Consider the following 14,208-nt stretch of genomic DNA (forward strand, 5'->3'; position numbering starts at 1 on the left):
CTACTCCTGCCAGAATTGGGTTCCAGCTTTTTTGCGCTTTTTGTACCAGTCGCTAAAGCCTTTTTGAGGGCGCAGAGCGCTCTTTTTCAGCTGTTCCCTGTTGCCGCTGATTCCGTAGGCAACCTTGTTGTAGTTGACTCGCACCCCGTCATCCAGGTCGATGCTGACCTTTCGGATGGAGAGGGGGTAGAGCGAGTCGTCAATGTAGGCGGTTACGTCTGCCAGGGCGGTTTCCACCCATTTGAGGCGTTTCCTGAGGGCGGCCTGCTGCGACCTGGCAGCGGAGTCCAGCTGGGCCTGCAGGTCTTTTACCTCGGTGGTGAGCGCATTGCGGTAGGGGACCGCATACTTGGCGAGCACCTGGCCCGCGGTGGCGGCGGTGTACCTGTGCTGGTAGATAAGCGCCTTGAAATAGCCCTTTGGGGATTGGAACATCCAGTAGATCGGCCGGTTGGAATACATCGCCTCGTGGGTTTTGAGGAACTCCTTGTCCAGGTACTTAAATAGCCCCTCCCGGTAGTTAGTGGGGAGGGTGGGCGCGGTGAATTCACTCTTCTTGCCCGAGCTCTTCACGTTCAAACACTGCACCAGGAAGGCCAGGTTCTCTTCCAAGTTCTCCTCCCCATATATCGCCTTGATGGCTTCCTGCACGCGCAGCAGCGCGTCGTCGGCGAAATAGCCGTCGGTGAAGGGAATGATCCCATCGTCATCCGGAATAAGCGTCGGCTCTGGCACCTGGGCCAGGTAATCCTGCAGGCTTGCCCCCTGGTCAGCCAGGATCAGTCCCGGCTTGTCCAGCGAGTAGCGGCCAAACCACAGCCCGATGATGTACGAGATTAGCTCCTGCGCCGCTCGCTGGAAGAACAACCACCTATATTCCTCCTCCGAGCGCGTCTGCCCCTTTTCAGGCGCAAAAGCAAAATAAGGATTCTGGAGTAGGGAGACTTGGTTCAGAGAAAGCGATTCTTCGGGTCTCTCAATTCCTACGACATTCGCCCAATGATTATTGTTTTGTAACTCGAGTAATCTTGCGTAATTAGTGTTTTCGATAGCTCTCTGGAAGTCTATCTCGAAGGTTCTCGATAGATCCTGATGGATATGCGATAGATTCGCAGAAAATGAATTGGCTGTTTCGGTTTCCATCAAATCAGATTTGAACAGGGATATTAGCTCATCGATAATCTTGGTATTAGGTATTGATTCCTTTGGGATTGGCACTTTCGATACGTGTCCGACGCTGAAGTGTAGCCCGGAAGAAAAAGCAGTTAGCAATTCGGAAGCTACACCTGAATTAAGGAATGAAATCAACGTTAGTTGCTCTTCCCTGTCAGGGAAAATAGATGGGCCTGCGGCGTCGAAAACATAACCTTCAGGATATGCTCTGAAGGCTATTGTTCCGGAAGATACATCGCTCCAGGAAATGCATGGTTTGAAGTAGAACTCTGTATTTTGTGGACGGGACCTTTGTTCTCCGGCTTCGTCAACAAAGTTTATAATTTCTTCGCCGTCATTTTCCCAGTTAACTACGTAGTCCTGGTTGCCGTACCATTTGCGGAATGATCCGCCCTTGTTGTGGGGGAACCATTTCTTTCCCGAGTCTATGGCGTCCTGCTTGTCTTTGGCGTGCAGGTAGGAGTTGGCCTGGCCTACCTCCCACCACAGGCGAAGGAACCTGTCGTTGTCCGCGGTTGCCAGTCCCTGCCTGGGGGAAGCTATCTCTCCTAGTGGGGTGCCATTGCGGAACGCGTCCAGGAGTGCGTCGGGGAGCCAATACACAATCGGCGAGCCAGGAATTGCCTCGAGGTCATCTACTCTTTTTTGGTATACGCGATCGCGGTTTTTTCCTTTTAGCGCATCGAAAAATCTTCCGGTACGCATTTCGTCCGAGGGAGTTTCAGCACGATCTGCAAGATGGATGAATTGTATTTCTGTTCTTTCAGAGGGAGGCGTGTTGATACACGTAAAAACGCAAAAATCCATAGCGACACCACATATGCCTCTGCCGAGCATTTAAAAGTGGAAATCGTGTTCTCGTTAAGCAATTGTTTTCTTGAATTTTCAAACGAACTCAAGAACATCCAGTTATTTAGCGTAAGCATTCCCCAAGCGCCAGCGTCTTGAACTAGAGTTCGGCCTCTGGTCATAAAACACGTAATGAGATCTGCCTTGTGTGCAGTGTACTTTTTACCGAGAAATTTCTTCAATAACGGAGAATGATGTTTGCTCCCTAGGTACGGGGGATTAGCTACCACGGCGGTGTACTGGCTGTTATGCAGGGCTTTAACTATTGTTGCGGCTGCTGCTAGCTCGTCAGGGTCGGTGCCCATAAGTGCTGGATCGGCAACGTTGGTCAGCTGTTGCAGTACTTCGTACGCTCCGGCGGGGGGTTGAATTAGGGAGCCGAAGGTGGAGGCCTCGCCCAGCTGGTCGATCAGCTTGTTTAGCTCCTTTAGGGAAGGCAGCTGCTCGGCGCTGCCGGCTAGCTGGTCGCAAATGCGCTGGTATTGCTCGGGGGAGATGGGCGGGATCGCCACCGAGCGGATATGCACAATGTTTGGGCTGGCCACCCCGGAGCGTTCCAAGTAGCGTCTGTCGTGCTCCTGTGCCTTCATGGCCAAGGCGAAAGAAGCCAACTGTACCGCGCGGCGGTCAATCTCGATACCCGTCAGGTTGTGGGTGAAAATCAAATTGGCGATCTTGGAGGAAGAATAGCCGGCCTCGACGTACATCTGCCACAGCAGGTCGAACGTGTACGTCAGCATGTGCGCAGAACCGCAAGCAGGATCAACAATTCGGAACTCGGTAGGATCCCCAATGGCCAACCCGGCATCTTCTTGCCCCTGGGCGGAGGGGACCAAATACTCCATCTGCTCGCGCAAAGGGGAAGAGGGGTGGGCGCGCAGCCACTGCTTGCCCACCGTGTTCTCAACCAAATACCGCACGATCCAGTGTGGGGTAAACAGCTGGGTGACAGGGGCTAGCTCCTTAGCGGTAATCTTCTTCTTTGAGTCGTTAATTTCGGCCTTTACCTGCGAAATGTAGTACTGGTACAACCAGCCAATAACTTCCACATCCTTGCAGGCATCCTGGTCCATCGCCTGCACAATATCCAAGCGCACGGAAGTAGCTGACAAAAGATCGCCAGGGGCCAAATAGTTCACCCAACTATTCGCATGCGGGAATACCGCGGGCATGGCCTTAGACCACAGCTGGAAGTAAGCAGTCAGTAAGGTGACGTAAGCCTGCCGGTCTTTACCGGCCAGCAGCAGGTCTGTTACCTGCGACTGCACCTGCGGATCAATCTTGTAGTCGAAGCTGCCCTGCCTGGCCTGCACCAGACATTCTGGCTGGTTGGATCCTGGCGGGGGAGTCACCACCTGGTAGGTGCCCGAATAGGCGTGCGCATCCATGAACCGGGCGGCAGTCAGCCGGTTGAACCACGAATAGGCGGCCCGCTCTACCACCCCATCTTGGCCAAACCCGGTGATCGCATTTGTCAGCGAGGTGCGCACATGCGCGTCCGTGTCTGGGCTGGCAAGCAGGCTAGACAGGCGCACAGCCACCTGGTCGGTCAAACTAGTCCGGGCAGAAGTAGCCAAAGATTCTAAGGACAAAACACTCACAGCGTCACAACCCCACCATCGTCAATAAAATCTGCCAACTGGACCCGCAGCTGGCCCAAATACTCATCCAGTTCCTGGGTAGAACTGATCGTAGCCAGCGAAGAAGAACCAAGGAAAGAAGAAATGCTCTTCGCCCTGGGCTGCTTCGGCTGTGCCGGCTGCCGGGCAGGCTCCGCAGCAGGGGACGCAGCCGCGTCGCCCTGGGCAGCAGCTGCAGGGGCAGGCACGGGACTTACGCGCATCAGCTCGTTGACCCAACTAGTCTTAGCCGCATTCAACTTCAGCTGCAAACTAGACAGCTGGGCCGAATTAGCAGAGCTGGCAACCAACTTCTCAAACTCAGCAATAGCATTACCTACCCGCTCGCGCGAGGCCTCACTAGCCTGCTGCCACTGCTGGGAGGCCTGCACGCCCTCGACCGCATGGGCCAATTCGGCCTCGATCAGCCGGTGCTGTTCTTCCGCAAGGGCCCGCTGGGCGCGCTCCAAGTCCTCGGTGGCCGCCTTCAGCTTCGGCACCAGGTTGTACAAGTTGGGGCTTTCAAGCAGAGCCTGAATTTGGCCCGGCAGCTGCGCATCTGCCCCAGGCAGATCGTAATTCTCTGGAGAGAGGGCCAACTGCCTAGCCTTTTCGGCCAGCGGAAGATGCTTCCTGAAGAACTCGCCGACCGGCTCAACGAAATCCTCTTTCACATCCAACAATTCTTCTAGGCTGGCCATGTTCTGCCCGTCCATGAAGAAGTCGACGTTATGGGTAACAGAGAAGGGCTCGAAAGCCCCAATCACCTGATCTGCCTGGGCGGCAAAAGCAAAATCGCTTTCGGCTACCTGCCGCATCTCCTCAATCACCTTGTAGGCGTACTTAGTAACCTCTTTGGGAGCCTCCGCCGCCTGCTGCATCTGCGGCCACGCGTTAGTCAGATCGTTGGCAACCGTTAACAGACGGGCAACTTGGGAGCGGTCGTAGGTCTTCTTCTGCTCCACCAGCAGCGACTTATGCTCGCTGCGCGTTGCCAGCAGCTGCGCCAACTGCGTGCGCGGCACCGGCGCCTGATTGTGGGACACCTCCAACTTGTTATCGCGCACGCCCCTAGCAATAATCGCCAAGGTTACCGCCGCCGGCCACCCGCACGGGGCACCGTGATAGTGCTCCACAGCGTCCGAAACATAAGTAGATTTGCCCTCGCGCTGCCTGGTGGTGTTAATCCACTGGGCTACCTCGTTAGCTAAGCTAGACAGCGTAGCCACCTCGGGGCTGGTAAAAATGCCGCCCTCGTCATCTTGCAAGGCGAGCCCAATATTCGACTCCGTCCAAGACAGGAAAGGCTTCACCTCGCCAATCCGGTTGTAGACCGTGGCCACCACCCGACCCAACGCAGTCCTAACCGCATCCTTCGCATTACCCCTAGAAGAAGGCGAGACCTCTAACCCATTTACGAAGAAACGAGCGTTCCTGATCGAATCGGCAATATCCTTTTGCAGCGAAGCGTTGCGTTCGGCATTATTCGCCTTGTGCTCGACAATAAACCTAGAAGCGCTGCCCTGGGCAGAAGTCGAATTGCGGCGCAAATAATCATTAGTCTTATGCCAAGTCTCGATCTCGGTGTAATGATCAACCTGCAGGTCTAATAGGACGAACAAGTCCTTCTGCGAGCCCACAGACCGCTGCGCCACAATGCCCTCATCCACACCCGCGTTCGGAGTGTAATAGCGGATAGCAATCTGCTGCTCACCACCGACCTGCGTATCGTCAACGAACATGCCAACGTTCAAGTCCATCTTCGAATCCGGGTAACGGTACTTCGTAGCGTCGCTGCCAAGCGCAGACACGATCGCGCTCTTCACGTAATCCCACACCTGGGAATTAGAGACCGGCATACTATCGATCTCGCGCTTAATATCCTGCTCCTCATTCGTCAGATACTCGTAGGTGCCATTGGGCATGCGCTGGACCAGCACCTGCCTCTCAAGCTGCTTGAGCGCCTCCTCAATGTCGGCCTCAAGCTGAGCTACGTCCTCGTCTAAATCGCGGCGAAGCAGTACGCGCAAATTCTTCGGATCCTTCGGGAAATTCTGCACATACCGCACCAACAACAACGTCTTGAGCACCCGAATCGCCAACGGGTTACTGTCCCGAAACTGCGCCACCGCCCGCTGCACGTTCAGCTTGATGTCCGAATTCAGCGACTGGTCCATGCCATCGTAGAACTGGTCAAAGGAGGCCAGCACCCCCACCTGCTTGTTCTGGATGTCCTTCGCAATCTGCTGGGCAACACCCAACAGCGAACGAGCCCCCACCGAAGAATGCCGGCCCGTGAACGCGCCCGCAGAAGACAGGCCAATCATAGTTTGGGTAAACATGTCGAACTGATAGTTCACAAACGGGTAAGTGTCAACAAACGAGGCGGCAGTGGGGTAGTTGCGATACGTCTTCTCCCAATTCGGGAAGCTAAAAGCAGACTCAAACTCGGCCTGGTGGGCATCGTAAACCTGACGCAGAGCAGCGGAGGCCTGGTCCGTTTTAGTGAGCAGACGCTTCGAAACAACCTCCTCGACCTCCTGAGTAGACAGGTTAACCTGCGTGTCGAAACGGCCCTGAATCTTCGAAAAATCATCCCCGCGCCTGTCAGCTAGCTCGCCAAGGACCGAAGACAGCTGCTCCTGCGAAGTGACAAACACCGACGAGCGCCCCTGACACTTCGAGAACAACTCCTCGGTAACCGTCTGCAGCGAGAGCATCAGCTTCGTGTCCGTGCCAATGTACTGGCCGACCTCGTCAATAAAGAAATTCAACCGGTAAGTGGGACCCTGCCGGTCGATCCAATCACGCACCTCTTCGGCAAACCCCTCAGCAGACAAAGCCAAATTGTCGCGATAAGTCTTAATCGGGTTAGTAATAGGGGAGCCAATCTGCGCGAGCGCAGCCTCGGCATCCCCATTCGCAAACAGGGCCGCCTTACGGGCATCCTCCCACCGCTTCCCACCCGACACCTGGGTGAAAGCCTCCTTGAACTGGGCCAGCTTGTGCAGCGAATCCAAATCCCGCTCCAGGCGGGCCACCGCCAAATCGCGGTCGTAATAGCCGCAGGCGCGGTAGAACTCGCGATAAAACACCCCCAGCAGCGCCAGGTTCTTCGAAGACTGCGCCTTATCATCCTTCGCATCAATATTGAACAGCAGGGACGTGGCCGGGATCGCCGCCGCCTTCTTCAGCGAAGCCTGCAAGAAGGCATCCTGGGAGGCTTTCTGCAAAAACTGTTCGGCCACAAAATCCCGGCTCACAGACGAAGACCCCTGCACATCCCCCAACAAGAACGACGTCATCTTGAGCAGGTGCGACTTACCAGAACCAAAAAATCCCGAAATCCACACGCCATTCGACTTAGGGTGGGGGCTAGTGTACTGCTCCAAAATACGGGAAAGACCATTCTTGATCTCGGCAGTGAACACGTACTCTTCGACCTCGAGCCGCACGTGCTCGTCCTCGCTAGCCTTAATTACCCCGTCAATAGTGCGGTTAATGTCCTTCGCATACATTTCAGCTAGCTTCATGATTCATCCTTGATAGTTTCCAATGCGTACTGCTGGTCCAAAAGATCAAAAGCGCGGTAATAGTTGTCTTCACTAACCTGGTCAAACAAGACTAGGGCCGAACCCACCGTAGGCGACTGACGGTAAGAGCCAGGGAAAGTAAGCACCACGGGCACATCCCCCGTGAGCGGCTGCAAACAATTGAGTAGCCGGTGAGCGCGCATGATGGGGAACAGGTGGTGCACGCCAGAAAGGATCACCACCCGCGAATCGGGGGCCGCCTGGATTCTTTCGGCGATAGCCGGGGCAAGCACCCGCTCAGCATCCAAGATTTGCGCCAGCCCATCGGCAAAATCCTGCCTGTCCATGCCGGCCTCCTGAGCCAAAATCTGATCCCAGTAGCCGCAGTCGCGCCATATCTGAATAGCCAACTGGTAGACGTCAATGTGCAAGGTTGGCACCGACTCGTTCAGGTGCGAAAGCATCTGCCGCAGACTCTGGTCGAAGGAACGATCCCACTCGATGCGATAACGCAACACGTAGTAGGGGACCTCGTTACCAAGACCCTCCCTATTCAAAAACCGCTTAGAGGTCATCACCCTCAGAGCAATATCTAACGTTTCTTGTAGCGAAGGCGGATACTGTTGGGAGCGCCTAAAAGATGCCGTATGAGACTGCTTTGACATCACGCACCTACCTGATCATCGGGAAGTAATTCAAACTGTTGCGGGGGCACCGGAAACGCCTCACGCATAGGCCAACCCCACCTGCTTTTGGCGGCCACGATTATTTGCGCAACCTGGGTGGGGATAAAAACCTCTTGCGGAACGTTGTGCCTGTCCAAAAAACCCGCCTTGCGCGCCTGCGTGAACACAAACTGGCGAACTTTATTTATTGACTTATCGCTGCGGCCCTGCAAATGGGGGTGCCAGAGCGCCTTCTGCTTCCAAAACTCCAAAAAATCCTGGTCGGTAGTGGCGCTCGCCTGGATTAGTGCATGATCGCGCAACACTTCGCGAGCAAAATCGGCCGTTAGCCGGGAGCGCAAGCAAAGAGACAGCCACATTAGGAATTCGGCCCCCTGCAGGCCAGACGCCAAATACTGCCAGGCCGGTCTGCCTAGCGGGGCCAGGCGGGAGGCAGTAAGAGAAGCCATTGCGCGGCGGTGGTTTCCGCCCTCGATACGCACCAGATTTTCGGCAAAAAGTCGCTTACTAACCTGGGTTTGCGGGAGGCCTTCAAGGAATAGCTCGGCGGCTTCACGGTAGCCGGCAAGCATGAGCGTGCCCGAAGTGAAACCGAGCTCGTAGCCTGAATCGGACATCGCCCTCCCTTGCGAGACACACCTGCTGAACACCAGTGTTCTAAGTTTAGCGGTCGCCCCCGGCAAATGGCGCCAGGGTACAGTATAGATACGGGACACAAAATGGCTGGCGGTTTGCCTACTCCTCGGCAAAGAAATCCTGATCCACCCGGTACAGGGTGACGGTCTGGGATTTTTCCACGCCCACCCCATAAGCGAGCATCAGGGACGTGAGCTGGATACCGTCAATCAGGACAATGTTTGAGCGCATATACTTGGCCGCTTCCAGGGCCGCCTTGGTGAACGTAGAAGACGTAATAAAAACCCCGCGGTCAGCCGCCTTGCTAGCCATAACGCCGGCGAACTCATGGATAGGACCGCGGCCAACCGGATTGGTCTGGGCATACCGCTTAGCTTGAACGTAAACGTTTTGCAGCCCAAGCGGATCCTGGCGAATAACCCCATCGACGCCCCCATCGCCACTTTTGCCCAAATGCTCCTTAGTGCCACTATGGCCGCCGTAGCCCATGGCCCACAGCAGCTCGATCACGGCTTTCTCAAAAAACTCCGGAGAAGAATCAAAAAGCATCTGCCGCAGTTCCGTTTCGACCTCGGCGTTAACATCCCTAACTAGCTGGTCGATCCGAATCTGAGGATCCTCATCTACCTGATCCGCGCTAATCTGCTGGGCACTGGGCAAGGTGTGCCCACGCCGCTGCGCAATCTCACTTTGATACTGCTGCCACATAGGCCACTCGCACATATCAGCTTCGCTGTACTCTGCGAGCTGCCTGTTAGCAACCACCTTGCCGTCCTCGGTAATCACATAAACGCCCTTAGACGGCCTAGAAAGAAGGCCCGCCTTCACAAAAGACGAACAAGCCCACGATGCCCGATTTCGGTATATCGGTTGCCCCGTAGGGATCAACTTTCGTCTCTGCTCATCAGTGAGTCCAAGATAATCCGCAGCCGCTTCCCTAATATCGCGAACCTTCCGGGCAGCACCGTCACTCATCACGGCAAGTACAGCGGGCCGAAAGCCATCAATCGTAGGAATACCTTCCTCGCAGGTGGGAACGGACTGGGCCATCTTGTCTCCTTCTGAAGCTAAACATTTTCAGTCTATAGGGCGGGACTGTCAGAAACCTCCCGCATCTCGTCCTTGCCCTCTTCTTTGCCCTCTTCCTCATCCTCGCGCTGTTGCTTCCGTTCGGAAAGGCGGTACTTGATATCGCGGATTAGGCTGGGGCGCTGCCCCGAAAAGTAGTTGTAGAACCTTTCGGGTTGGCGTGAAACGTAGGCGACGCCGCTTCCCAACCCAATGAACAGGAACAGGTTGGGGAAGCCGCCCAGGTTGGACGCCATCTTGATCCCGTCAATGCCGCCGAAACTAATCACGATCCAGGTGACGGCCCCCACGGTGGCCCCCCAAACCACCTTCAAGAGGTGCTTGCTCGCAGGAGTCTTCCTATAGGTAGGCATGCAAATGTCCGCCACCGCCGTCGTGTTCGAATCCGAGGCCGTCACGAACGAAATAAACACGATGAACAGGTAGACGGGGATGACGATGACGGCTAGGGGCATCTGCTCGAAAATGCCGTAAACCACCGATTCGGGGCCCATGTCCTGCATGGCCTCCCACAAGTTCACCCCATTTTTGTCAAAGTAGATTGCCGAGGACGAAAAGATCGCCATCCACACCGACGAGAATAGGGACGGCAAAATAAAGTTCGCCACGATCAACCGGCGGAACGTGAACCCCTTCGCAATAGAGGCCAGGAAAGTGGCCGTAATTGGTGTCCACGCCAACCAGTTACACCAGTAGAAGATCGGCCACGTCTTATTCCAATCCTCACCGTGAGCAGTCCCCATCGCTAGCGACATCTTCGGGAAATCTGCGAAGAAAGCGCCCAAGGATTCGGTGCCCATCGAGAAAATGTAGGCGGTCGGCCCAAAAATCAGCACAAAAGCAAAAATGACCAGGTACACCTTCATGTTCAGCTCCGACAGCTTACGGATACCCCTCATCACGCCCGACACCGACGAAATGACGAAACACAACACAATCGCAAAAATTATGATCGCCCACGACACCGGACCCGACTCGATCCCAAACTGGTTCTCAATACCGCCCGCAATCGACAGGGCACCCGTACCCAAAGACGCAGCCATGCCTAAACCCAATGCAGTCAGGCACACCGCATCGATCACGCCCGAAAAGCGCAGCACGCCCTCGCCAAAAATCGGCACCAAACCCGACGAAAGCGAATGCGGCAGACGCATGTTGTGGAAGGCAAACGCGAAGCTGACCGTCGCCACCGTGTACAGGGCGTAGGGGGACCACGTCCATTCCAGGAACATCGCCTTCATCGCAAACAGCATCGCCGCCGGAGAATTTTCGGCCCCACCTGCCTGGGCGGGAGGCTGGTGGAGGTGGTAGAGCGGTTCCGCGCACGCCCAAAATAAAATACCCGCCGCAATGGTAGTGCAAAGCGTAATCCACACCAGCGAACGGAACTTCATTACCGGGCGGGCAAGATCCCCACCCACTTTCTTCGACCCAAGCGGCGAAAACGCCAAATACACGATCAGAATGACCGCAATAAACGTGTTCCAGTTAAACAGCCACCCAAAATTGTCCAGAATGAACGAAGTCGTAAAATCGAGGCCGCGCAGCAAAATGTCGGCTCCCACCAGCGAAACCGCCAGCATCGTCACAAGCGCCAGCCAGGGCACAGCAAACACACCAACTCGGAAAGAACGCTTCGATTCCGAACGCATAAAAATCACTTCCTGTAGACAAGGCCGAGAGCAGGCGGTGCTAACGGCCGGTAGCTTCGACAGATGTCGAGGCCGAGCCTCCATAAGAGCGGGTGTGCTAAGACCTCACAAAGCAGATTCAAAACAGTCATGCAGCATGGGGAGCGCTACCAAATTGCGCGCCCACAACCCCAAACAACCTTGAAGGAGGGAACGAGCCAGTCATATCACACTGATATTAGAGACCCGTGAGAAGGGGGTGGTGCGGCGGGCAGCGGGGCGGCTAGGCATCTGGGTGGTCTGTCTAGGGGGTCGGAAAATTTCCCTTCACCAGTAAGGGATAGGCGTCGGCCCATCCGCCCACTTTGCGCGCGATCTTGCCCGCATCGACAACCAGGCCGTGGAAGAGGGCGAGCTCCCGGACCGTAAAGTTGGCCTCACCAACCTTAGGGTCTAACGCCCGCTTAGCCGTCTCATAAGACTTGAACTGGCCCATACCGGCAGCAGCTAGCAGCCGACGAGCATACAGGTCGTAAATAAACACCCCACGCCTGTAGGCGTAGAGCAAAATATCGTCCGCAGTCTCGGCACCCACCCCGCGCAAATCGAGCAGTTCCGCGCGCAAAGCGGCAGTGGGAAGGTGGACGGCGTCCTGGTCGCGGCGCAGGAACCAGTCGCTCACCGTTTGCAAATACTTCGACTTGGTGTTGTAGTAGCCGGCCGGTCGGATGAGCTCAGCCAGCTCCTCGGCCGGCAGCTGAACGACCTTTCGGGCGTCCAGTAGGTCTGCTTCCCGCAAATTATCGAGCGCCCTGCGCACATTCGCCCACGCAGTATTCTGCGTCAAAATCGCTCCCGCGATGATCTCAAACCGGGACTGCGCAGGCCACCACGTGCCCGCCCGCACCTGGGCTGCAAGCAGATCGAACAAGTCGCGAAAAGTTGGCACTACGCCCTCCAAAGGTTGATGCCCCAAGCCTAGCGCCCGCCCGGGTAGGGGCCTAAAAAGAGGGCGAGGGCGGGAAAGAATCCACGCCCTCGCCTATGTGGCAATTAGCCTAGTGTGCTAGTCGTTGTTCTTCCTGCGACGGAATGCAACGCCAGCGGCGCCAACAGCCGCCAGGATGATACCTAGCAAAGAAGCGGTACCTGCAACGGTACCCGTGTGCGACAAAGTAGTCGGAGCCTGCTTCTTAGCACCCTCATCCTGCACTGCCTTGGTGACAGTCTTGGTCACCTTGTGCCCCTTGCCACCGGCGACCTGCTTGCCCTGATCCGCCGGGGTGGCTGGTTTACCGGTATCTGCCGGAGCTGGCTTGTCCTGGTCTGCCGGAGCTGGCTTGTCCTGGTCTGCCGGAGCTGGCTTGTCCTGGTCTGCCGGAGCTGGCTTGTCCTGGTCAGGGTTGGTGGTATCACCAGTGTCGGGTACCGTGTGGTCACTATCCTGGGTGGTCGGCGGCTGCGGCTTAGAGTCGTCAGCAGCTGGGCCTTCCTCCTTCTCAACACGCACTAGGTAAGGTACCTTCTTCGTGGTGCCATCCGGGTAGGTGATCTCCACAGTGCCCTGGATGGTTTCACCGCCATTAGCACTGTCCGGAACCTTCACCGTCACAGTCCCATCAGGGGTAACCGTAACGTAGTCGGGGCCGGATTCTTTTGTGAAGGTGGTTCCCTGTGGCAACGGCTGATCGCCAGGCTGCAGCTTCAGATCAACAGACGCGCCCGGGGTGCCGGTAGCCGTCGGGTAAGAAGGCTGAGTCGGGACCGGGGTGACCGTGATCTTGAAGGGGACTTCGATCGGGTTGTCGGTGCCGGGGATGGTCACCTTGACCTTGCCAGTAACGTCACCGGGTTGGTGTCCTTCAGGAACATTGTAGGTGATCTTGCCAGTCTTCGGGTCGATGGTCAGACCGTCGGGGGTCTTTCCGTCGATGGTGAAGGTGGTTCCGGTCGGGAACTTGTAACCGTCCGGGGTAGTGATCGGGGTTTCGATGCTCTTTCCGGTTTCAACCTTTCCGTCCGGGTAGGACAGTTTCGGAGTTGCCGGGGCAACGGTGATCTTGAAGGGGACCGGGGTGGGCTTGTCACGTCCAGGGACGTTGACTAGCACGTTGCCGGTGACCTCCTTGTGCGGGCTGTCCTTAGGAGCCGTGTAAGAGATTTCGCCGGTCTTCGGGTTGATAGTCACGCCCTCGGGAGCATTTTTGGGCAGCTCGAAGGTGGTGCCATCGAGAGGCTTATACCCGTCTACACCATTCGGTGTCACCTTGGCGGTTTCGCCTGCGTTGATGGGAGTGTCCTCATAGGCTAACTTCGGCTCTGCCGGGGCGACGATGATCTTGAAGGGGACCGGGGTGGGCTTGTCACGTCCAGGGACGTTGACTAGCACGTTGCCGGTGACCTCCTTGTGCGGGCTGTCCTTAGGAGCCGTGTAGGTGATCTTGCCAGTCTTCGGGTCGATGGTTAGCCCGTCGGGGGTCTTTCCGTCGATTGTGAAGGTGGTTCCGGTCGGGAACTTGTAGCCGTCAGCTGGAGTCGGAATGACCTCGGTGGACTCGCCTGCAGGAACCTTCTTGTCCTCATAAGAAGCCTTCGGTTCTACCGGTGTGACGGTGATCTTGAAGGGGACCGGGGTGGGCTTGTCGTGGCCAGGCAGGGTGACTAGAACTTCGCCCTTCACATCGCCAGCAGGCTGATCCTTAGGTGCGTTGTAGGTGATCTTGCCGGTCTCGTCTACGGTTACCCCCTTAGGAGCATCCTTCACCTCGAACTTGCTGCCCTTCGGGAAGGTGTAACCATCCGGAGTGGTGATCGGAGTTTCGACACTCTTGCCGGCCTCTACCTTCTTATCCGGGTAGGACATTTCGGGAACAGCCGGGATGACCGTGATCTTGTAAGGGACCGCAGTCGGCTTATCGTGCCCGGGTAGGGTCACTAGGATCTTCCCGGTGACTTCGCCCGGAGTCTTATCCTTCGGCGCGTTGTAGGTGAT

General features: G+C 56.3%; 9 protein-coding genes. All 9 read right to left on the reverse strand.

Annotation, left to right across the window (positions count from 1 at the left end):
* A complete protein-coding gene (gene pglX / locus QP400_RS03500) occupies positions 1–1,956 on the reverse strand; it encodes a BREX-1 system adenine-specific DNA-methyltransferase PglX (RefSeq protein ID WP_269208211.1) in 1,956 nt (651 codons plus the stop codon).
* Entirely contained in the window at positions 1,848–3,623 is a 1,776-nt protein-coding gene (pglX, locus tag QP400_RS03505) for a BREX-1 system adenine-specific DNA-methyltransferase PglX (protein ID WP_004808445.1), read from the reverse strand. Before pglX (QP400_RS03505) ends, pglX (QP400_RS03500) begins: the two co-directional genes overlap by 109 nt.
* Positions 3,620–7,174: a BREX system P-loop protein BrxC gene (brxC, locus tag QP400_RS03510; protein ID WP_004808447.1), complete on the reverse strand. Its 3,555-nt coding sequence runs from the start codon at positions 7,172–7,174 to the stop codon at positions 3,620–3,622. Before brxC ends, pglX (QP400_RS03505) begins: the two co-directional genes overlap by 4 nt.
* On the reverse strand, positions 7,171–7,839 hold the full coding sequence (locus tag QP400_RS03515) for a DUF1788 domain-containing protein (protein ID WP_004808450.1): 669 nt from the start codon (positions 7,837–7,839) through the stop codon (positions 7,171–7,173). The genes brxC and QP400_RS03515 overlap by 4 nt, the downstream gene beginning before the upstream one ends.
* Entirely contained in the window at positions 7,839–8,477 is a 639-nt protein-coding gene (locus QP400_RS03520; RefSeq protein WP_004808452.1) for a BrxA family protein, read from the reverse strand. Before QP400_RS03520 ends, QP400_RS03515 begins: the two co-directional genes overlap by 1 nt.
* A 118-nt stretch (positions 8,478–8,595) precedes the next feature.
* Positions 8,596–9,546 (reverse strand): restriction endonuclease, encoded by a 951-nt coding sequence (locus QP400_RS03525; protein ID WP_004808453.1) that lies wholly within the window; start codon positions 9,544–9,546, stop codon positions 8,596–8,598.
* Between the two features lie 32 nt (positions 9,547–9,578).
* Positions 9,579–11,237 (reverse strand): BCCT family transporter, encoded by a 1,659-nt coding sequence (locus tag QP400_RS03530; RefSeq protein ID WP_004808456.1) that lies wholly within the window; start codon positions 11,235–11,237, stop codon positions 9,579–9,581.
* Positions 11,238–11,520: 283 nt separating this feature from the next.
* Positions 11,521–12,165, reverse strand: coding sequence for an endonuclease III domain-containing protein (locus tag QP400_RS03535; RefSeq protein ID WP_004808458.1), 645 nt, complete (start codon positions 12,163–12,165; stop codon positions 11,521–11,523).
* A gap of 117 nt (positions 12,166–12,282) precedes the next feature.
* On the reverse strand, positions 12,283–14,208 hold a 1,926-nt coding region (locus QP400_RS03540; RefSeq protein ID WP_285462533.1), incomplete at its 5' end, for a Rib/alpha-like domain-containing protein.

The sequence above is a fragment of the Winkia sp. UMB3158 genome (assembly GCF_030217145.1).
Classification (GTDB): domain Bacteria; phylum Actinomycetota; class Actinomycetes; order Actinomycetales; family Actinomycetaceae; genus Winkia; species Winkia anitrata.

Excerpts from the sequence above, each read along its gene's own strand:
- QP400_RS03530 (WP_004808456.1), bottom strand. The coding sequence starts at position 11,237 with ATGCGTTCGGAATCGAAGCGTTCTTTCCGAGTTGGTGTGTTTGCTGTG.
- brxC (WP_004808447.1), bottom strand. The coding sequence starts at position 7,174 with ATGAAGCTAGCTGAAATGTATGCGAAGGACATTAACCGCACTATTGAC.
- QP400_RS03520 (WP_004808452.1), bottom strand. The coding sequence starts at position 8,477 with ATGTCCGATTCAGGCTACGAGCTCGGTTTCACTTCGGGCACGCTCATG.
- QP400_RS03525 (WP_004808453.1), bottom strand. The coding sequence starts at position 9,546 with ATGGCCCAGTCCGTTCCCACCTGCGAGGAAGGTATTCCTACGATTGAT.
- QP400_RS03515 (WP_004808450.1), bottom strand. The coding sequence starts at position 7,839 with ATGTCAAAGCAGTCTCATACGGCATCTTTTAGGCGCTCCCAACAGTAT.